19 protein-coding genes are annotated in these 19485 nt (G+C 72.4%); 12 read left to right on the forward strand and 7 right to left on the reverse strand.

Annotated features, from left to right (window positions below):
* Nucleotides 1-264: 264 nt before the first annotated feature.
* Nucleotides 265-4722, reverse strand: coding sequence for a HAMP domain-containing protein (locus ACQPYE_RS13900; protein ID WP_498721549.1), 4458 nt, complete (start codon nt 4720-4722; stop codon nt 265-267).
* Between the two features lie 95 nt (nt 4723-4817).
* Here ACQPYE_RS13900 and ACQPYE_RS13905 point away from each other — a divergent pair, with 95 nt between their 5' ends.
* The 9 genes from ACQPYE_RS13905 (at nt 4818) to pcaC (ending at nt 12677) form a co-directional block, all read left to right on the forward strand.
* Nucleotides 4818-6278, forward strand: coding sequence for a PP2C family protein-serine/threonine phosphatase (locus tag ACQPYE_RS13905; RefSeq protein WP_498721550.1), 1461 nt, complete (start codon nt 4818-4820; stop codon nt 6276-6278).
* Between the two features lie 43 nt (nt 6279-6321).
* Nucleotides 6322-7023 (forward strand): maleylpyruvate isomerase family mycothiol-dependent enzyme, encoded by a 702-nt coding sequence (locus ACQPYE_RS13910; RefSeq protein ID WP_498721551.1) that lies wholly within the window; start codon nt 6322-6324, stop codon nt 7021-7023.
* A 286-nt stretch (nt 7024-7309) separates the two neighbouring features.
* Nucleotides 7310-8107, forward strand: coding sequence for a CoA transferase subunit A (locus ACQPYE_RS13915; protein ID WP_498721552.1), 798 nt, complete (start codon nt 7310-7312; stop codon nt 8105-8107).
* 26 nt (nt 8108-8133) lie between these two features.
* Nucleotides 8134-8856, forward strand: coding sequence for a CoA-transferase subunit beta (locus ACQPYE_RS13920; RefSeq protein WP_498722906.1), 723 nt, complete (start codon nt 8134-8136; stop codon nt 8854-8856).
* A gap of 59 nt (nt 8857-8915) precedes the next feature.
* A complete protein-coding gene (gene pcaH / locus ACQPYE_RS13925) occupies nt 8916-9629 on the forward strand; it encodes a protocatechuate 3,4-dioxygenase subunit beta (RefSeq protein WP_498721553.1) in 714 nt (237 codons plus the stop codon).
* Nucleotides 9622-10197, forward strand: a complete 576-nt coding sequence (gene pcaG, locus ACQPYE_RS13930; RefSeq protein ID WP_498721554.1) for a protocatechuate 3,4-dioxygenase subunit alpha — start codon at nt 9622-9624, stop codon at nt 10195-10197. Before pcaH ends, pcaG begins: the two co-directional genes overlap by 8 nt.
* Nucleotides 10172-11560 carry a 3-carboxy-cis,cis-muconate cycloisomerase gene (gene pcaB / locus ACQPYE_RS13935; RefSeq protein ID WP_498721555.1) on the forward strand — a complete coding sequence of 463 codons (1389 nt, stop codon included), beginning with the start codon at nt 10172-10174 and terminating at the stop codon, nt 11558-11560. The genes pcaG and pcaB overlap by 26 nt, the downstream gene beginning before the upstream one ends.
* The gene (gene pcaD / locus ACQPYE_RS13940; protein ID WP_498721556.1) at nt 11557-12306 is read left to right on the forward strand and encodes a 3-oxoadipate enol-lactonase; all 750 of its coding nucleotides are present in this window, start codon (nt 11557-11559) and stop codon (nt 12304-12306) included. Before pcaB ends, pcaD begins: the two co-directional genes overlap by 4 nt.
* Complete coding sequence (pcaC, locus tag ACQPYE_RS13945) at nt 12303-12677, forward strand: 4-carboxymuconolactone decarboxylase (protein WP_498721558.1); 375 nt, start codon at nt 12303-12305, stop codon at nt 12675-12677. The genes pcaD and pcaC overlap by 4 nt, the downstream gene beginning before the upstream one ends.
* A 117-nt stretch (nt 12678-12794) precedes the next feature.
* Here pcaC and ACQPYE_RS13950 read toward each other — a convergent pair whose 3' ends face one another.
* From ACQPYE_RS13950 to ACQPYE_RS13975, 6 genes are all read right to left on the reverse strand, one after another.
* Nucleotides 12795-13493 carry a DUF3618 domain-containing protein gene (locus ACQPYE_RS13950; RefSeq protein ID WP_498721559.1) on the reverse strand — a complete coding sequence of 233 codons (699 nt, stop codon included), beginning with the start codon at nt 13491-13493 and terminating at the stop codon, nt 12795-12797.
* Nucleotides 13469-14119, reverse strand: coding sequence for a phage holin family protein (locus tag ACQPYE_RS13955; protein WP_498721561.1), 651 nt, complete (start codon nt 14117-14119; stop codon nt 13469-13471). The genes ACQPYE_RS13950 and ACQPYE_RS13955 overlap by 25 nt, the downstream gene beginning before the upstream one ends.
* Entirely contained in the window at nt 14106-14798 is a 693-nt protein-coding gene (locus ACQPYE_RS13960) for a hypothetical protein (RefSeq protein ID WP_498721563.1), read from the reverse strand. The genes ACQPYE_RS13955 and ACQPYE_RS13960 overlap by 14 nt, the downstream gene beginning before the upstream one ends.
* Before the next feature lie 205 nt (nt 14799-15003).
* The gene (locus ACQPYE_RS13965; RefSeq protein WP_498721565.1) at nt 15004-15378 is read right to left on the reverse strand and encodes an SSI family serine proteinase inhibitor; all 375 of its coding nucleotides are present in this window, start codon (nt 15376-15378) and stop codon (nt 15004-15006) included.
* A gap of 124 nt (nt 15379-15502) precedes the next feature.
* Nucleotides 15503-16252, reverse strand: a complete 750-nt coding sequence (locus ACQPYE_RS13970; RefSeq protein WP_498721567.1) for an SDR family NAD(P)-dependent oxidoreductase — start codon at nt 16250-16252, stop codon at nt 15503-15505.
* A gap of 62 nt (nt 16253-16314) precedes the next feature.
* The gene (locus ACQPYE_RS13975; RefSeq protein WP_498721568.1) at nt 16315-16854 is read right to left on the reverse strand and encodes an MOSC domain-containing protein; all 540 of its coding nucleotides are present in this window, start codon (nt 16852-16854) and stop codon (nt 16315-16317) included.
* A 69-nt stretch (nt 16855-16923) separates the two neighbouring features.
* Here ACQPYE_RS13975 and ACQPYE_RS13980 point away from each other — a divergent pair, with 69 nt between their 5' ends.
* The 3 genes from ACQPYE_RS13980 (at nt 16924) to ACQPYE_RS13990 (ending at nt 19386) form a co-directional block, all read left to right on the forward strand.
* Nucleotides 16924-17175 carry a hypothetical protein gene (locus ACQPYE_RS13980; protein ID WP_498721569.1) on the forward strand — a complete coding sequence of 84 codons (252 nt, stop codon included), beginning with the start codon at nt 16924-16926 and terminating at the stop codon, nt 17173-17175.
* Nucleotides 17176-17456: 281 nt separating this feature from the next.
* Complete coding sequence (locus ACQPYE_RS13985; protein ID WP_498721570.1) at nt 17457-18443, forward strand: LacI family DNA-binding transcriptional regulator; 987 nt, start codon at nt 17457-17459, stop codon at nt 18441-18443.
* A 256-nt stretch (nt 18444-18699) separates the two neighbouring features.
* Nucleotides 18700-19386, forward strand: coding sequence for a helix-turn-helix domain-containing protein (locus ACQPYE_RS13990; protein WP_498721572.1), 687 nt, complete (start codon nt 18700-18702; stop codon nt 19384-19386).
* Nucleotides 19387-19485: the final 99 nt, after the last annotated feature.

Raw genomic sequence — 19485 nt, forward strand, 5'->3', positions numbered from 1 at the left:
CTTCCCCGCCGGGCCTGCCGGCTTTGGCCTGCCTGGAGTGCCCGTAAGGGCCCCATGTCAAATCGAGCCGCCCGCACCATCAACCGCCGACCGTTCAACTCACCACCCCTGAACGTAGGACTCTCGCGCCTTGAACGTAGGACTCACCCCTCGCCAACGTAGGACTCTCGCGCCGCCAACGTAGGACTCTCGCTGTTCCGAGCGTTCAACTCGGGGTACCGGAACGTAGGACACGCGGGACGCGAACGTGGGACACGCGCGGGGTCAGTCTTGTTCCAGGCCCAGGTAGAAGGCGATCAAGCGCAGCAGGTGTTCGGTGTCCACCGGCTTGGTCACGTAGTCCGTGGCCCCCGAAGCCAGCGACTTCTCCCGGTCACCCTTCATCGCCTTGGCCGTCACCGCGATCACCGGCAGGTCCTCGTACCGCGACATCGCCCGGATCGCGGACATGGTGGCATTGCCGTCCAACTCCGGCATCATGATGTCCATCAGCACCAGCGTCACGTCGTCGTACTGCTCCAGCGCCCGCACACCGGTGATCCCGTTGTCCGCGTAGATCACCTGCAACCCGTGCAGCTCCAGCACGCTCGTCAACGCGAACACGTTCCGCAGGTCGTCGTCGACGATCAGCACCTTCTCGCCGTGGAACCGCATCGGCGCGGGCGGCAGCTCCGCCGGCGCGACCAGTGACTGCGTCGCGTGGTCGGCGGGCGTCAGCAGCTCCGGCACGGCCTCCGGCTCCACCTCGGACGTCGGCGCCAGGCCCTGCTCCGCCAGCGGCAGGTACAGCGTGAACGTCGACCCGAGGCCCGGCTCGGACCGCACGTCCAGCCGACCGTCGAGCAGCGCCGACAGCTCCCGGCTGATCGACAGGCCCAACCCGGTGCCGCCGTACTTCCGCGACGTCGTGCCGTCCGCCTGCTGGAACGCCTCGAAGATCACCGACAGCTTGTCCGACGGGATGCCGATGCCGGTGTCCTGCACGTCGAACGCGATCGAGCCCTCGCCCGCCCGGATCCGCAGCTTGATCTCACCGTCGTGGGTGAACTTCACCGCGTTGGACAACAGGTTCCGCAGGATCTGCTGCAACCGGTGCTCGTCGGTGTGCAGGGTGGGCGGCACGTCCGGCGCCACCACGACCTCGAACGCCAACCCCTTCTCCGCGGCCAGCGGCGAGGTCAACGCCTCGACGTACCCGACGACGTCGGTCACGTGCACCGGGTCCGTCTGCACCTGCATGTGACCGGCCTCGACCTTGGTCAGGTCCAGGATGTCGTCGATCAGCTGCAACAGGTCCGTGCCCGACGAGTGGATCGTCTTGGCGAACTCCACCTGCTTCGGGTTCAGGTTCCCGTCCAGGTTGTCCGCCAGCAGCTTCGCCAGGATCAGCAGGCTGTTCAACGGGGTGCGCAGCTCGTGCGACATGTTCGCCATGAACTCCGACTTGTACTTCGACGCCGACGACAGCTGCCGCGCCCGCGCCTCCAGCTCGACCGAACCGGCCCGCAGCTCCTCGGTCAGCCGCTGCGACTCCACCAGCAGGCTGTCCGTCCGGGCGTTCGCGAGCATCGTGTTCAGGTTGACGCCGATGTTCTCCTTGAGCTGGTCCAACAGGTCCAGGTGCACCTCGGTGAACTCGCCGAACGACCCCAGCTCGATCACGCCGAGCGTCTCGCCCTGGAACACGATCGGCAGGATCACCAGGTTGGCCGGCGGCGCCGACCCGAGCCCGGAGCCGATCTCGATGTACCCCGGCGGCACGTCGGTGACCAGCACCGTCTTCTTCTCCGCCGCGACCTGCCCGATCAACGACTCGCCGCGCGAGAACCGCGTCGGCCGACCGCCGCGCGGCGAGTACCCGTAGGCCGCGGTGAGGTCCAGGGCGTTCGACTCGGGGTCCGCCAGGAAGAACGCGCCGTGCTGCGCCGACACCAGCGGCGTCAGCTCGCTGATCACCAGCGACGCCATGGCGTTGAGGTCCCGGTGTCCCTGCATCTGGCCGGACAGCCTGGCCAGGTTGGTCTTCAGCCAGTCCTGTTCCTGGTTGGCGCGGGTGGACGCCCTCAGGTTGCCGATCATCCGGTTGATGTTGTCCTTGAGGTCGGCGACCTCGCCGGAGGCGTCGACGGTGATCTGCCGGGTCAGGTCGCCCGCCGTCACCGCCGTCGCCACCACCGCGATCGCGCGGACCTGCCGGGTCAGGTTCCCGGCCAGCTCGTTGACGTTCTCGGTCAGCCGCTTCCAGGTGCCGGAGACACCTTCCACCTCGGCCTGGCCGCCGAGCTTGCCCTCGGTACCGACCTCCCTGGCCACGCGCGTGACCTCCTGGGCGAACGAGGACAGCTGGTCGACCATGGTGTTGATGGTGGTCTTCAGCTCCAGGATCTCGCCGCGCGCGTCGACGTCGATCTTCTTCGACAGGTCGCCCAACGCCACCGCCGTCGTCACCTGGGCGATGTTGCGCACCTGCGAGGTGAGGTTGTTCGCCATGAAGTTGACGTTCTCGGTGAGGTCCTTCCAGGTGCCCGCCACGTTCGGCACGCGGGCCTGGCCGCCGAGGATGCCCTCGGTGCCGACCTCGCGCGACACGCGGGTGACCTCGTCGGCGAAGGCGCGCAGCGTGTCCACCATGCCGTTGATGGTGTCCGCCAGCGCCGCGACCTCGCCCTTGGCCTCGACCGCGATCTTCTTGGACAGGTCACCGCCCGCGACCGCCGTCGCCACCGCCGCGATGGACCTGACCTGAGTGGACAGGTTGTCGGCCATCACGTTGACGTTGTCGGTGAGGTCCTTCCACGTCCCGGCGACCCCCGGCACCCGGGCCTGGCCGCCGAGCCGTCCGTCGGTGCCGACCTCGCGCGCCACGCGCGTGACCTCGTCGGCGAAGGAGGACAGCTGGTCGACCATCGTGTTGATGGTCGACTTCAGTTCGAGGATCTCGCCCCGCGCGTCGACCGTGATCTTCTGGGACAGGTCGCCGCCGGCCACCGCCGTCGTGACCTGGGCGATCGACCGGACCTGCGCGGTCAGGTTGTTGGCCATGAAGTTCACCGAGTCGGTCAGGTCCCGCCACGTCCCGGCGACCCCCGGCACCTGCGCCTGGCCGCCGAGCCGTCCGTCGGTGCCGACCTCGCGCGCCACGCGCGTGACCTCGTCGGCGAAGGAGGACAGCTGGTCGACCATCGTGTTGATGGTGTCCTTCAACTCCAGGATCTCACCGCGCGCGTTCACCGTGATCTTCTGCGACAGGTCGCCCCGCGCCACCGCCGTCGCGACCTGGGCGATGTTGCGGACCTGGGACGTCAGGTTGCCGGCCATGAAGTTCACCGAGTCGGTCAGGTCCCGCCACGTCCCGGCCACGCCGGGCACCTGCGCCTGACCGCCCAACCGCCCGTCGCTGCCGACCTCCCGGGCCACGCGCGTGACCTCGGCGGCGAAGGAGGACAGCTGGTCGACCATCGTGTTGATCGTGGTCTTGAGCTGCAGGATCTCGCCCCGCGCGTCGACGTCGATCTTCTGGGACAGGTCGCCCTGCGCCACCGCCGTCGTGACCTGGGCGATGTTGCGGACCTGGGACGTCAGGTTGCCGGCCATGAAGTTCACCGAGTCGGTGAGGTCGCGCCAGGTCCCGGCCACGCCGGGCACCTGCGCCTGACCGCCCAGCCGTCCGTCGGTGCCGACTTCCCGGGCGACGCGCGTGACCTCGTCGGCGAAGGAGGACAGCTGGTCGACCATGGTGTTGATGGTCGACTTCAGTTCGAGGATCTCGCCCCGCGCGTCGACCGTGATCTTCTGGGACAGGTCGCCCTGCGCCACCGCCGTCGCGACCTGGGCGATGTTGCGGACCTGCGACGTCAGGTTGTTCGCCATGAAGTTCACGTTGTCGGTGAGGTCGCGCCAGGTGCCGGCGACGCCCGTCACCTGGGCTTGGCCGCCGAGCCGTCCGTCGGTGCCGACTTCCCGGGCGACGCGCGTGACCTCGTCGGCGAAGGAGGACAGCTGGTCGACCATCGTGTTGACGGTGTCCTTCAGTTCGAGCATCTCGCCCGCCACCGTCACGGTGATCTTCTGGGACAGGTCGCCCTGCGCCACCGCCGTGGCCACCTGCGCGATGTCGCGGACCTGCTTGGTCAGGTTGTCGGACATGAAGTTGACGGAGTCGGTCAGGTCCTTCCACGTGCCCGCCACCCCCGGCACGACCGCCGTGCCGCCCAACCGGCCGTCGGTGCCGATCTCGCGCGCCACCCGGGTGACCTCGCCCGCGAACGTCCGCAGCGTGGCCGTCATCGAGTTGAAGCTCTCGACCAGCGCGGCGACCTCGCCGCGCGCGTCCACCACGATCTCCTGCGACAGGTCGCCCTCGGCGACCGCGGCGAGCACGCGGCTCAGCTCGGCGGTCGGCTTGGTCAAGTCGTCGACCAGGCCGTTCACCGAGTCCGCCGCCGTCGCCCAGCCGCCGGTCGAGGTGCTCGGGGCCAGCCGCTCGCCCAGCCTGCCCTCCTGGCCGACGGACTGGCGCACCCGCACCAGCTCGCCGACCAACCACTGGTTGCGCTCCGCGATCTCGTTGAAGACCTCGGCCAGCTCCGCTGTCACCCCGTCGCGCTCTCCGGCCCTTTTGGGCACCACGAGACGACGGCGGAAGTTGCCGTCCTTCATCTCGCGCATCGCGGTCAGCAGTCGGGACAGGGTCACGTCCGTGTCGTCCTGGGCGGTCGTCACACGAGCCTCCGATGTCAGCGGAACTGCGCCAAGCCTGCCACTGTTGGTGGCAACTTGTCCGATAGGTTGGGTCAACCCGACACACAGGAGCCGTGATGGCCCAGGGCTACCGGCAAGGCGCCGACACGGGCCTCGACCTCGACGCATGGCGTCGCGTGGTCGACGGCTTCCACGAGGCCGTCGTCGTGCTGGACCCGGAGGGTGTCGTCCGGTTGGCCAACCCTCTCGCACCCGTGCTGTTCCCGCAGGCCCGGACGGGCTCGATCCTGCCCGGTGACGCCTTCGGACTGCCCGGTGACGCCGTCACCGCCGCCGGACCGCCCGGTGACGCCGTCGACGGCGCCCGTCGCGGCCGGCGGCAGGACCTCGGTGACGGCTGGGTCGCCCTGTACCGGAGCGTGGACGACTTCCTGGACGAAGCGACGCGCCGGATGGCGTCGCTCACCGAACGCGTGGCCGCCGTGCGCGCCGTGGTCGAGCTGGCCCCCGCCGAGCACACCGTCGTGGTGCTGCCCGGACCGCGTGGCCGGCTGGAGTGGTGGCGGCGCACGCCCGCCGGCGACGTGGCCGTGGCCCGCACCACCCGCAAGGCCGCCGGCACCGCGCCCGGCCTCACCGCCGTGCTGGAACGGTTGGTCGACCACGCCGAGCTGACCGAGCTGGGCGAGGGACCGTGGAACGCGTCCGGGGTCGGCGTGGCCGTGCCGCTGACCGAGGGCGGCGCGCTGGTCTGCTTCGGCGGCACGTGGCACGTCGAGCTGCTCAAGCGGTACGCGGCACGGGCCGCCGCGGTGATCGAGGTGAGCACCCGGTTCAGCGACCAGCAGCGCGCCGTGGAGACGCTGCGGGCGGACCTGCTCCCCCCGCCCCTGCCGGAAGTCCCGGGCGTCCGCCTGGCCGCCGTCTTCGAGCCGGCGCACCGGCGGGCGATGGTGGGCGGCGACTTCTACGACGTCCACCCGCGTGAGGACGGGAGCGCGGCCTTCGCGCTTGGCGACGTGGCGGGCAACGGGCTGGAGGCCGCCGCGCACAGCGGCCGGGTCCGGCAGAGCCTGCACACCCTGCTCGTGGTCGAGCAACGGCCCGCGCAGCTGCTGCACCTGCTCAACACCGCTCTGCGCGCGGCGGGCAGCCGCCTGTTCACCACGCTCGTCGTCGGCACGATGATGCCCGTCCAGTCCGGTGGCCTGCGGTTGACCCTGGCGGCCGGCGGCCACCCCGCGCCGCTCGTGCTGCGGGCCGACGGGCGGGTGGACGAGGTGGCCGTGCACGGCGGGATCGTCGGCGTGCTGCCGGAGGTGCGGTTCAACCAGACGACCGTCACCCTCGCGCCGGGGGAGACGTTGCTGCTCTACAGCGACGGGATGACCGAGGCGCGCAAGCACGACGACCGGCAGGAGCTGTTCGGCGACGTGCGGCTGAAGGCGGCGCTGGCGGACTGCGCCGGGCTCTCGGCCGACGCGGTGGCCGACCACCTGCGGCGCGTCGTGTTCGACTGGCTCGGGCGGGCGGAGCACGACGACCTGACCTTCCTGGTGGTCCAAGCGGCCCGCTGAACGCCGTCCGCGCGCGAGTCGTCGATCCCTAGGATCGGGTGGTGTGAAGCCACCCCTGGACGCGGTCGCGCACGCCCACCGCCGGTTGCTCGACGTGATCGCCGACCTGACCGACGCGCGGGTCGCGGCACCGTCGCTGCTGCCCGGTTGGACGCGCGGGCACGTGCTGGCCCACCTCGCCGACGCCGCCCGCGCCCGCAGCCGGGTGGTCGAGCACCGGTCGCGGGGCGAGCGGGTCGCGCTGTGGGAGCCCGGTGAGCGGGACGCGATCATCGAGGCCACCGCGTCCCTCGACGCGGCCGGGCACCGTGCGGCCACCGCCGAGATGTCCGAACGCCTGGAACGGGCGTGGGCGGGCATCGCGGACTGGTCGGCGCCGGTCGGCCCCGACGAGGACGACCAGGTCCCGCCCGTGTTCACGCGCTGGCGCGAGGTGTGGATCCACCTGCTGGACCTCGACCTCGGCGTCCGGCCCGCCGAGTGGAGCGCGGAGTTCGCCGTGCACACCATCGGCGTGCTGCGGCCGAGGCTGCCCGCCGGCGTGTCCCTGCGGGCGACCGACGTGCCCAGGACGTGGGGCGCGGGCCCGGAGGTGGTCGGCGGGGTGCGCGACCTCGCCGCCTGGCTCGCCGGCCGCCTGCCCGACGAGCCGCCCACCTCCGCCGCGCCGCTGCCGGAACTCGGCCCGTGGCCGTCGTACCCGGCGCGCCGTCAGGACTTGCCGGACTGGTCCGACCAGGGCTGATCCGGAACTCACCGCCCCGAACCCGCTTGCGAGGCCGGCACGTCCGGTCCAACGCCTCCCGCGCACCCGGCACGTCCCCGCGGTGCTCCAGGTCGTAGGCGGTCCGGGTGAACGACGCGACGCCGGGCTCCAGGTCAGAAGGTGGGGTCGGGGCTTCCGGTGAGTGGAAGATCCCGTTGACCCTGCTCCGGCGCGCTCCTTAACGTTCGGCCACGTCCCGCCGCACGGCGCCACGTCCCCGCTGCACGGCACCGCCGGTTCCGGCCACGCACAACCGGAGGTCGGATTGGCCACCATCGCGCCCCTCGCGGAGGCCGTCGCGCACGTCGTGCGCGACGGTGACACCGTGGCCTTCGAGGGGTTCACGCACCTGATCCCGTTCGCCGCCGGGCACGAGGTGATCCGGCAGGGCAGGCGTGACCTGACCCTGGTCCGGATGACGCCCGACGTGCTGTACGACCAGCTCATCGGCGCGGGCTGCGCGCGCAAGCTGGTGTTCTCGTGGGGCGGCAACCCCGGCGTCGGCTCGCTGCACCGGTTCCGCGACGCCGTGCAGAACGGCTGGCCGCGTCCGCTGGAGCTGGAGGAGCACAGCCACGCGGGCATGGCCAACCGGTACGTCGCCGCCGCGTCCGGGCTGCCGTTCGCCGTGCTGCGCGGCTACACCGGCACCGACCTGCCCGCCCAGACCGCCAACATCGCGTCGGTGACCTGCCCGTTCACCGGCGAGGTGCTGACCGCCGTCGCCGCGCTGGAGCTGGACGCCGCCGTCGTGCACGCCCAGCGCGCCGACCGGCACGGCAACGTGCAGCTGTGGGGCATCACGGGCGTGCAGAAGGAGGCGGTGCTGGCCGCGACCCGCTCGCTGGTCACCGTCGAGGAGGTCGTGGACGAGCTGGAGCCGCGGCCGGGCGCGGTGGTGCTGCCGTCGTGGGTGGTGGACTACGTCGCCGAAGTGCCGGGCGGCGCGCACCCGTCCTACGCGCACGACTACTCGGTGCGGGACAACGACTTCTACGTGGCGTGGGACGGGATCAGCCGGGACCGGGAGAGGTTCGCGCAGTGGTTGGGGGGCGTGGCGTGAACCGCGGTGATCACAGCCCGGACGAGATGATGACGGTCGCGGCGGCACGGGCGTTGCGCGACGGCGCGGTGTGCTTCGTCGGCATCGGGCTGCCCAGCACCGCGGCCAACCTCGCCCGCCGCACGCACGCGCCGAACCTCGTGCTGGTCTACGAGTCCGGCACGATCGGCGCGAAACCGGACCGGCTGCCGCTGTCGATCGGCGACGGCGTGCTGGCCGACACCGCGGTCAGCGTGGTCGGCGTGCCGGAGATCTTCAACTACTGGCTGCAACCCGGCCGGATCGACGTCGGCTTCCTCGGCGCGGCCCAGCTGGACCGGTTCGGCAACATCAACACGACCGTGATCGGCGGTGACTACCGCAACCCCGGGGTGCGGCTGCCCGGCGCGGGTGGCGCGCCGGAGATCGCCGCGTCGTGCCGCGAGGTCGTGGTGGTGGTGCGGCAGACCGAGCGGGCGTTCGTGGAACGGGTCGACTTCGTCACGTCGTTCGGCTTCGGGTCCGGGCCGGGTGAGCGGGAGCGGCTGGGCCTGACCGGCGCCGGGCCGCAGCTGGTGATCACCGACCTGGGCGTGCTGCGGCCCGACCCGCGGACCCGTGAGCTGGTGCTGACCGCGTTGCACCCCGGCGTCGACCTGGCGACCGCGCGCGAGCGCACCGGCTGGGACTTGCAGGTCGCCGACGACCTGGGCCGCGGCGAGCCGCCGACCGACCGCGAGCTCGCCGTGCTGCGCGAGCTGACCCGCTAGCCAACCCGCCGGCCAACCTGCCGGCCAACCCCTCTCGGCACGACGAACAGGAGACCTCGGTGCCGACCCACACCTATCGACCGGACACCGCGTCGCACCCGCCCGTGAGCTTCCCCGAGTACCGGTCCAACGTGCTGCGCGCCCCGCACCGGCCGTTCGAGCTGCTGCCGCAGCGGCTGGGCGAGATCACCGGGCCGCTGCTCGGCGAGGGCCGCGTCGGTCCGCACGACCACGACCTGACCCTCGGCCACGACGGCGAGCCGCAGGGGCAGCGCATCATCGTCGCCGGCCGAGTGCTCGACGGTGACGGCCGGCCCGTCGCGGGCACGCTGCTGGAGGTGTGGCAGGCCAACGCGGGCGGCCGGTACCGGCACGACGCCGACCGCCACCCCGCGCCGCTCGACCCGAACTTCACCGGCGTCGGCCGGGTCGTCACCGACGCCGAGGGCCGCTACTCGTTCACCACGATCCAGCCCGGCGCGTACCCGTGGCGCAACCACGACAACGCCTGGCGGCCCGCGCACATCCACTTCTCGCTGTTCGGCACCGCGTTCACCCAGCGGCTGATCACCCAGATGTACTTCCCCGGCGACCCGCTGCTCGGCCACGACCCGATCTTCAACTCGGTCCGCGACCCGAAGGCCCGCGAGGCGATGGTGGCCCGCTTCGACCTGGGCACCACCGTGCCCGAGTGGGCGCTCGGCTACCGGTGGGACATCGTGCTGCGCGGCAAGAACCCCACCCCGCTGGACGAGGAGGACGATGATGAGTGAGCTGCGGACGACCCCGTCGCAGACGGTCGGCCCGTTCTTCTCGTTCGGCCTGGTGTGGCCCGACGGCCCGTTCGTGGTGCCCGAGGGCACGCCGGGCGCGTTCCGGATCGGCGGCACGGTGTACGACGGCGCGGGCGTGCCGGTGCCGGACGCGGTGGTCGAGACCTGGCAGGCAGACCCCGACGGCCGGTTCGACCACCCCGACGACCCGCGCGGCGCGGTGCGGTGGAAGGATTTCCGCGGCTTCGGCCGCAGCGCCACGGACCCCGGGGGTCGGTACTCGCTGCTGACCGTCAAACCAGGCCCGCTGCCCGTGACCGGCGGTGGTGCGGAGGCGGGCGGCTGGGAGGCACCCCACCTCGACGTGTCGGTGTTCTGCCGGGGCATGCTGGTGAGACTGGTCACGCGGATCTACTTCCCCGACGAGGAGGCCAACGCCGACGACCCGGTGCTCACCTCGATCGACCCGACCAGGAGGGCCACGCTCATCGCCGAGGGCGAACCACCTGGTTACCGCTTCGACATCCACCTGCAAGGGGAGCATGAAACCGTCTTCTTCGACCTCTGAGCACGGCGGCCGGTCCTCCGGGCCGCGGGAATCGGGCACGCGCTCGCTCTGGGGCACCCTGTTCACCGACCCGGACGTGGACGACGAGACCTGCGACCGCGCGTGGCTGCGCGCGATGCTGGACTTCGAGCGCGCGCTGGCGATCGTGCAGGCCAGGGCGGGCATCGTGACCGAGGAGGCCGCCCGGATGGTCGTCACGGCCATCGACGTGGGCAACTACGACCCGGTCGCCCTCGGCGAGGGCGCCCTCACGTCGGGCACGCCGGTCGTGCCGCTGGTCCGGGCGATCGGCGCGCACGTCACCGCGGAGGGCCGCGCGGCCGTGCACAACGGCGCCACCAGCCAGGACGTGCTCGACACGGCGTTGTCACTGGTCGCCTTCCGCGCTCTCGGGCCGATCCTGGACGGGCTGCGCGGGGTGGCCGCCGAGTGCGAGCGGCTCGCGCGACGGCACCGGGACACGCTGATCGCCGGCCGCACGCTGACCCAGCACGCGCTGCCGACCACGTTCGGGCTCAAGTGCGCGGGCTGGCTGGTCGCGGTGGACGAGGCCGAGACCGCGTTGACCCGGGTGCGCACCCAGCGGCTGGCCGTGCAGTTCGGCGGCGCGGCGGGCACGCAGGCCGCGGTGCGCTCGGGCGTCGACCTGACCGGGCAGCTCGCCGCCCAGCTGGGCCTGGTCGCGCCGCTGATCCCGTGGCACACCAACCGGACCAGGGTGGCGGAGCTGGCGGGCGCGCTCGGCGAGGTGTCCGGGGTGCTGGCCAAGATCGCGCAGGACGTGGTGCTGCTCGCGCAGACCGAGGTCGCCGAGGTGGCCGAGGCCGACGGCGGCACGTCGTCGGCGATGCCGCACAAGCACAACCCGGTGCGCGCGGTGCTGGTGACCGCGTGCGCCCGCCGCGTGCCGGGTCTGGTGGCCACGGTGCTGTCGTCGATGGCGCAGGAGCACGAACGGGCGGCCGGCGCGTGGCACAGCGAGTGGCAGACCGTCACCGAGCTGCTGCGGCTGGTCGGCGGCGCGGTGCGCGGCACCCGTGAGCTGCTGTCGCGGCTGCGCGTCGACCCGGAGCGGATGCGCCGCAACCTCGACCTGACCGGCGGGCTGCTGATGGCCGAGAACGTGGCCGTGCGGCTGGCCGGCAGGATCGGCCGGTCCGAGGCGCAGGAGCTGGTCGCCGAGGTGTGCCGGACCGCGGTGGCGGCCGGGCAGTCGTTGCGCGACGCGCTGCTGGCGGACCTGCGGATCGGGTTGTCGGAGAAGGAGATAGACGACGCGCTCGACCCGGCCGGGTACACCGGCAGCGCGGGCGAGTTCACCGACCGCGCCCTCGCGGCGCACCGGGGGAGGAGCCGGCCGTGAAGCCGTACTACGAGTTGAGCGGACCGCCGGACGCGCCGGTCGTCGTCCTGGGCAACTCGCTCGGCACCACGACCGCGTTGTGGGACCGGCAGCTGCCCGTGCTGCACCGGCGGTTCCGGGTGCTGCGCTACGACCACCGCGGGCACGGCGGCTCCGGGGTGGTGCCCGGCCCGTACCGGATCGACGACCTCGCCGACGACGTGCTGGAGCTGCTGGACGCGCTGGGGCTGGCCCGCGTGTCGTACTGCGGCGTGTCGATGGGCGCCATGGTCGGCATGTGGCTGGCCGGGCACGCGCCGGAGCGGATCGAGCGGTTGGTGCTGTGCTGCACGGCGGCCGGGTTCCCGAGCGCGCAGACGTGGCTGGACCGGGCGGCGGCCGTGCGGTCGGCCGGCACCGGTTCCCTCGCGTCCGCCGCGGCCGGCCGCTGGTTCACCCCGGCGTTCCGCTCCCGGTCGCCCGAGGTGGCGGCGGCCTTCGAAGCCGGTCTGTCCGAAGTGGACGACGAGGGGTACGCGGGGTGCTGCGAGGCGTTGGCGGTGATGGACCTGCGGTCCGTGCTGCCGGTGATCGAGGCGCCGACGGTGGTCGTCGCGGGCGCCGCCGACGAGGCCACGCCGCCTGCCTGCGGGCGTTTCATCGCCGACTCGGTGCCGGGCGCGTCGTTCCACCTCGTGCCGGGGGCGCACCTGGCGAACGTGGAGGCGGCCGACGAGGTGTCGGCGATCCTGGAGGCGCACCTGTGAGCTTCGACGAGGGGATGCGAGTGCGGCGGGAGGTGCTCGGCGACGAGCACGTGGACCGCGCGGTCGCGAGCACCGACGCGTTCACCGCCGACTTCCAGGACTTCATCACCCGCTACGCGTGGGGCGAGGTGTGGACCCGGCCGGGTCTGGACCGGCGGACGCGGTCGTGCGTCACGCTCGCGATGCTGGCCGTCCTCGGGCAGGAGCACGAGCTGGCGATGCACGTGCGCGCGGCGCTGCGCAACGGCGTGACGGCGGAGGAGATCAAGGAAGTGCTGCTGCAGGTGGGCGTCTACGCGGGCCTCCCCGCCGCGAACCGCGCGTTCGCCGTGGCCCGACCGATCCTGGCCGACCTGTCGGCGGAGTCCTGACGACCGGTCGGCCTGCCGGTCGACGCGCGGGAGCCTTCATCGATCACGACACCGGGGCCGGTCACGCCGACGGCGCCGGGCCCGGCAGGGGCGGCGCCGTCGGCGTGTGGTGACCGGTTACTGGTTGCGGACTTCGGACTTGACGGTGTGGCCGGACTCGCGGGCGTGCTGGCCGACTTCCTGGGCTGAGCCCTTGGCCTGCTCCACGGTCGTCTGCGTGGCCTCCTGGGCGACCTGCTTGACCTGGCCGGCGGCCTCGCCGACCACCGTGCTCGCGTCGTCCTTCAACTTCTGGGCGGACTCCACGAGCGCCTCCTTCACCGGCTCCATGGCGCTGCCCGCGCGTTCACCGAGCTGCCGGACGGCGTCCTGCTCGGCCCGCGTCGCCGGGATCAGCGTGGCGACCAGCGCACCCGCGCCGAACGCGATCAGCCCCGCCGCCAGCGGGTTGCCGCGTGCCTGCTGCCGCGCCTGGTGGGGCGCCTGCTGCACGGCGTGCGCCGCCTCCTGAGCCTTCTCGCCGACGGCAGCCGCGGCGTGCTGCGCCTTGTCGCCGACGGTCGAGGCGGCGTCCTGCGCGCGCTCGCCGACGGCGGTCGCCATGCCCGCCGTGCGGTCCTGCACCGTCGCCGCGGTCTCCGGAACCGTGCCCATCACTCGCTCCTTCAACGTGCTCATCCGGTGCCGGACCCGGTCGGCCCGGCGGTGCGCGATGTTGCGCGGCCTGGCGTGGTCGACGATCCGGTTCGCGTCCGCCACCAGCTCGGCGCGGGTCCGGTCGATGTCGTGCCTTATTTGGTCGGGTGACGGGCCCATTCCACGTCCTCCTTCAAGGTTTCGATGGTGCGCTCCGGCTTGGGGTTCACCTTGCGCAGCCGGGCGCGGCCGGCGGAGAACAGGGCGAACCCGGCGATGCCCCACAGCACGGCGACGACGAGCGTCGCCCAGCCCAGGCCCATGAACGTGGCCAGGCCGAACGCCAGCGCGAGGCTGAGCAGGACCGCGGTCATGTAGCCGGCGAACCCGGCCACGCCGAGCATCCCGGCCGCCTTGCCCGCCTTGGTGGCCTCCTGCCGGATCTCGGCCTTGGCGAGTTCGAGCTCCTGGCGCATCAGCCGGGACAGGTCCTCGGCCAGGTCGCCGACGAGCTGGCCCAGCGAGGGCTCGTCCTCGGTCGGCGGCACGGCTCCGCGCGGCGGCACGGCTCCGAGAGGCGGTGTCGCCCCGGTCGGCGGCACGACGCGGGGGTGTGGCGCGCCCCCGGTCGGCGGCACGGTCCCGGTCGCGGAGGACACCGTGCCGGCGAGCGGCACGGGCTCCGTGACCGGCACGGCCCCGCTCGGCGCGCGGCTCTCCGGCACCTGGCTCGTCGGCGCCTGGTCGCCCGGCACCCGGCCGTCGGGCGTGCGGTTGCCCGTCATCCGGGCCTCAGCGCTGGACATACGGCGATCCCTCCGGCTGGTAGGGGGCGCGCGGCGACGGCGTCCGGTGGTCGGCCGGGACCTGCGGCGCGGGCATCCCGTACTCGGCCGGCACCGGCGACGGCGACGAAGGCGTCGAGGTCGGCATCGGCGCGGCGGTCGGCGTGGTCACCGGCGTGGTCGGCACGTGGTCGGTGTAGCCGTGCTGGGGCTGCGCCTGCTGGTTGCCGGCGTTCATGCTCTTCGCGGCGCGGGCGACCAGGAAACCGGCCACCGCCGCGCCGATCAGGAACGTGCCCGGCTTGCGCCGCGCGAAGTCCTGCGCCGAGTCGAGCAGCCCGCGCGCACCCCGTTCGTCGAGGTAGCGCGCCGCCTGCCGACCGGCGTCGGAGACCTGGCGCAACGCGCCCGCGGTCAGCGAGTCGGGGCCGGAGCCGTCGGCCATCGTGCCCAGCTCGTCGGCGATCCGGTCGATCTGCCGCGACACCCGCCGCGCCTGCTCCTCGGCCTCGGTCGCGACCCGTTCCCGCATGTCGTGCACCACGTGCTTGGCCTGGCCAGTCGCCTCGTGGGCCACCTGTCCCACCTGCTCACGCGCGGTCGACCGCACCTCTCCGGCGGCCTGCCTGGCGTGCTGCGCCACGGCTGCGCCCTCCTGCCCGGCGGTCTCGCGGACCGCACCCACCTGGTTCTCGTCCACGACTGACTCCTCAAGGTCGGCGTGCTCTCGCCTACCCACCTACCCCCGTGCCGGAGGGTTAACCACCTTCGCGACAACATCCGTCTCGGCGCGCGGCACGGGTTCGCCCGCGGGCGCGAAATGGTGGGAAAACAGGTGACGACCCCGCGGCCGGTGTTCGGCTGCGGGGTCGTCGTGGGTTGTGGTTGGTGATCCGGTCAGCTGGTCAGAACGAGAAAACGGCGCCGGTCTCCTGCTCCATCACGCACCGGTTCGCGAATTCCTCCACGTACTGCACGGGAGTGCCCCGCCACGAGCCGAACGCGACCACGGTCACCGGCCGGTAGTCGAAGGTGCACACCTGCGGTTCGGTGCCGGCCAACTGCGTGAAATCACCGTCGGCGGCCTCGATCTCACCGCAGGCCGCCTGCGCGGCCCGGTGCTCTCCGGCCGCCGGATCGCAGGTCAGCCGGGTGCTGTCCACTCCGGTCTCCTCCTGGTAGACCGCCAGCACGAGGTCCGTCTCCGCCGGTGCGGCGGACGCCGTGCCGGCGGCGATCAGCGGAGCGGCCAGCAGGCCGGACGCGAACAGGGAAGCCATGAGGGTTCGTGTTCGTCGCATGGCACCGGGGTGACCCGATCGGATGGCGCGTAGTCGCTCGAATTCTCATCTCACCGGTATGTCGTAATCTGTGAATTAACATTTCCAATTCACCGGGAATTGCTCACCAAGTGGGTCGGGCGCTGACCCCGCCGTCCACTACCAGGTCATTTCCGGTGACCCAGGACGCCATCGGCGAGGCGAGGAAGACGCAGGCGTCGCCAACGTCCTCGGGTCGACCGAGCCGACCGAGCGGCGCGGCGGCGGTCCAGCGGGCGACCCCGTCGGGCCAGTCGTCGGCGAGCCCGGGGCGGTCGACGAGGCCGGGCGAGACGGTGTTGACGCGGATGCCACGCGGCCCGTACTCCAACGCCGCCGACCGCGCGTGCATGATCAGGGCGGCCTTGGACGCGCTGTAGTGCGCGTGCCCGGCGGCGGGGCGCGTGCCCTCGATCGAGGCGATGTGGGTGATCGAACCGCCCGCCGGCAGCACCTCCGCGGCGGCCTGCGTGCAGGAGAAGGCGCTGGTGAGGTTCACGTCCACCACCTCGCGCCACTGCGCGGCCGTCATGCCCGCGAGCTCCTGGACCGGCTGCACGCCCGCGTTGTTCACCACGGCGTCCAACCGACCGCCCCACTCGGCCGCCTCGCGCACCAGCCGGCGGCACTCGTCCTCGTGGGTCAGCTCGGCCCTGATCCCGACCGCCCGTCCACCGGCCGCCGTGATCCCGTCGACGAGCGCCGTCACGTCACCGCGTCGGCTGTGCGCCACCACCGCCGCCCCGGCCTGCGCGAACCGCAGCGCGATCCCGTGCCCGACGAGCCCACCGGCCCCGGTGACGAGCGCGACCGCGCCCGTGAGAAGTCCTGTCACGGGCACGGAGAGTAGTGCTTCGACAACGATCAGGCTTCGTGCGGCGGATGGCCGCGGCTCCGTCAGACCGGGATCAACGGGGTGTGGGGTTCGGCGGGCAGTTCCACGCGGATCTCGTCGCCGGGGCGGATCTCGCCGCCCACGAGGACGATCGACATGATGCCCGCCCTGCGGACCACGTTGCCGTGCTCGTCGCGGCCGACGACCTCCTTGAGCAGGCCGTCCTGGAAGGCGTCGATCTGCGGGCACGGGTTGCGCAGGCCCGTCACCTCCACGACGGCGTGCGGGCCGAGGTGCAGGCGCGTGCCGGTCGGCAGCGCGAGCAGGTCGACGCCGCGCGTGGTCACGTTCTCGCCCAGCCGGCCCGGTTCGACCCGGAAACCGGCGGCGTTCAGCTCGTCGTGCAGCTCGGCGTGCATCAGGTGGACCTGGCGGAGGTTCGGCTGGGTGGGGTCGCGCTTCACGCGTGACCGGTGCTTCACGGTGACGCCCTGGTGCGCGTCGCCCTCGACGCCGAGCCCGGCGAGCAGGGTGACCGAGTCCTGGTTGGGCTTGGTGAACGCGTGCTCCCCGCTCCGGCTGACGGCCGTGATCGTCCCCATGCGATCGACCCTACCCAAGTAAGACTTCGGGACGCTGCGGCGATATGCCTGGTGCAGGACTTTCTGGGGATGACGGTGAAGATCATGGACGACGAGTTGAACTACCGGGCGCGGGCGTTGCTGCGGGCGATCGCGGCGGGGCGTGCCGAGGTGACGCGCAGCAGCGAGCCCGATCTGAAGGTCGACGGGCTGCTGTGCAGCGACCAGGGCGCGGCGCGGGAGCTGGCGCACGCCGGCTTGCTCCGCCCGGCGCCACGTGCCGCGTCCGGACCGTGGGTGCCCGCCGAGTTGACGGCCGCGGGCCGCGCGGTGCTCGCCTGACCGACCGGCGCTCGCTGACCGGGCGGTGCCCGACTGACCGCGGTGCTCGCCTGACCGGGCGGTGATCGCGTGACCGGGGTCGATCGGATCGCGCTCGGCGCGTGGTGCTCGCCCGGTCGCGGGGCCGGTGGACCCGAATGGGCGCGCCTGACCGGTGTGTCCGGGTCGTCCCCGCACTTCCGACTCTTGACGCTGCGTGCACGTAGCGGTTGACTGCGTGTCCGTAACCGGTTTCGGTACCGGTTCCGGGGTCACCGTTGACCGTAGTCGAGGAGTGCACTGTGCGAGTCACGATCGCCGAAGTCGCCCAACGTGCCCAGGTGAGCAAAGCGACCGTGTCCCGCGTCCTCAACGGCAAGCCGGACGTCGACGCGGCGACGGCGGCACGGGTGCGCCAGGTGATCGCGGACGTCGGGTACGTGCCCAGCGCACGCGCGGTCGGGTTGGCGCGCGGGCGGGCGAGGACGGTCGGGATGCTGGTCCCGTCGTTGACCTGGCCGTGGACCGGTGAAGTGGTGCAGGGCGCGGTGGACGAGTTGGAGGCCGAGGGCTACGGGCTGCTGCTCTACACCGTCAACCGCGGCGCGGAGTCGTTGGCGCAGTTCGCCAGCCACGTGTCCGCGAAGGCGTTCGACGGGCTGCTGGTGATCGAGCCGCCGGACACGTTGAGCTACATCGAGACCTTGCACGACCAGGGGCTGCCCGTGGTGATGATCGACGACCGGGGCAGCCGGCCCGGGTTCCCGTCGGTCTCCACGACGAACCGCGAGGGCGCGCAGGCGGCGGCGCGGCACCTGGTGGCGGCCGGCCGCACGGGCTTCGCCGTGGTGACCGGGCCGTCGAACTTCGGGTGCGTGCGGGAGCGGTTGGACGGGTTCCTGGACGCGCTCGGGGAGGCGGGCGTGCACGTCGACCCGAGGCTGGTGGTCGAGGGTGACTTCGGCACCGATCGCGGCGCGGTGGCGACCGAGAAGCTGATGGCGACCGGGTTGCGCTTCGACGCCGTCTTCGCGCAGAACGACCTGTCCGCGCTCGGCGCGATGAGGGCGCTCGCCGCCGCCGGGCGGAAGGTGCCCGACGACGTCGCCGTGGTCGGCTTCGACGACATACCGATCGCCGCGCACGCCGAGCTGACGACCGTGCGCCAGCCGATGAGGGAGATGGGCGAGGCCGCCGCGCGCCTGCTGCTGTCCCGGCTCGAAGGCGCGGCGCCGACGCGGGAACCGGTCGTGCTGCCCACGACCTTCGTCGCCCGCCGTTCGGGCTGACCGCTCACCCGTTATCAGGAACGCTATCGCCGTGCGTTAGCCCGGATGTCGGTTCCGAGCGCTCTCTATTGGTCCATCTGGACGGGTGCACGCTCATGTGGCGGTTGGTTGACTCGAAGCCGTGTACCAGGCTCGTCACCGACCGTGACGAGCTGTGCATCGTCGCAGAACCCTGGGGGAAGTGCTCATGGCACCACAATCGCAGTTATCGCGTCATGCCCCGCTCATCCCGGAACAACCCGGCCACCGCGTGCGCGTGCGCCTCGACGGTGACGTGCCGGTGGGCGGCGAGGGTCCGGAGTTGTCGGAGACGACCCACTTGGCGGCCGTCACGGTCGACTTCACCACGTGCGCCGACGGGCCGGATCGGCGCAGACAGGTCTGCGCCGACGTGCTGGACCGCTGCACGGGTCACCTGGTCACGCCGGGCTGCGTGACCGCGCTGGTCTCCGGCACGTCGACCCGCACCGTCCGCGCCGAGCAGGACCGGCTGGTGCGGCGGCTGGAGAAGCTGGTCGCGAACCTGCCGATCGGGGTCTCCCGGGTCGGCCGGGGGACCGAGCGGGACGAGCTGGTGGCCGAGGCCCGCCGGGCGGCGACCTACGCGAGCCTCGCCCTGGCCGCCAGCCCGACCAGCGTGGACGCGCACCCGCTGGAGGAGGCCATGCTCGCCAACGGCGAGCTGACCTCCACGATGACGGCCCTGCTCGACCCGCTGGCCGACCACCAGGACTTCATCCACACGCTGTACCTGTACCTGGCGTTCGACCGCGACCGGCAGCGGGTGGCGCGGCACCTGACCGTGCACCCGCGGACGGTGGACTACCGGCTGCGCCGCATCGCCGCGCTGACCGGCCTGCACCCGCAGACGGTGTCCGGCGCGGGCAAGCTCCTCGCCGCGCTCATCAGCCGGACGCACCACCGGCTCACGCCGCGGCACTGAGGCGCCGAAACCCGCGCTCTTGTCCTCGGTGACAATTGTGCCAAGTGACAAACCTCGTCGCTGGAATCACGCCAGGGGCCTTGATACGGTTGCCCAGCT

This window comes from Actinosynnema sp. CA-299493 (assembly GCF_050946825.1).
Classification (GTDB): Bacteria; Actinomycetota; Actinomycetes; order Mycobacteriales; family Pseudonocardiaceae; genus Actinosynnema.

Excerpts from the sequence above, each read along its gene's own strand:
- ACQPYE_RS13950 (WP_498721559.1), bottom strand. The coding sequence starts at position 13,493 with ATGGGCCCGTCACCCGACCAAATAAGGCACGACATCGACCGGACCCGC.
- ACQPYE_RS13980 (WP_498721569.1), top strand. The coding sequence starts at position 16,924 with ATGACGGTGAAGATCATGGACGACGAGTTGAACTACCGGGCGCGGGCG.
- ACQPYE_RS13955 (WP_498721561.1), bottom strand. The coding sequence starts at position 14,119 with ATGTCCAGCGCTGAGGCCCGGATGACGGGCAACCGCACGCCCGACGGC.
- ACQPYE_RS13965 (WP_498721565.1), bottom strand. The coding sequence starts at position 15,378 with ATGGCTTCCCTGTTCGCGTCCGGCCTGCTGGCCGCTCCGCTGATCGCC.
- ACQPYE_RS13905 (WP_498721550.1), top strand. The coding sequence starts at position 4,818 with ATGGCCCAGGGCTACCGGCAAGGCGCCGACACGGGCCTCGACCTCGAC.
- pcaB (WP_498721555.1), top strand. The coding sequence starts at position 10,172 with ATGAAACCGTCTTCTTCGACCTCTGAGCACGGCGGCCGGTCCTCCGGG.
- ACQPYE_RS13975 (WP_498721568.1), bottom strand. The coding sequence starts at position 16,854 with ATGGGGACGATCACGGCCGTCAGCCGGAGCGGGGAGCACGCGTTCACC.
- ACQPYE_RS13920 (WP_498722906.1), top strand. The coding sequence starts at position 8,134 with ATGATGACGGTCGCGGCGGCACGGGCGTTGCGCGACGGCGCGGTGTGC.
- pcaG (WP_498721554.1), top strand. The coding sequence starts at position 9,622 with ATGAGTGAGCTGCGGACGACCCCGTCGCAGACGGTCGGCCCGTTCTTC.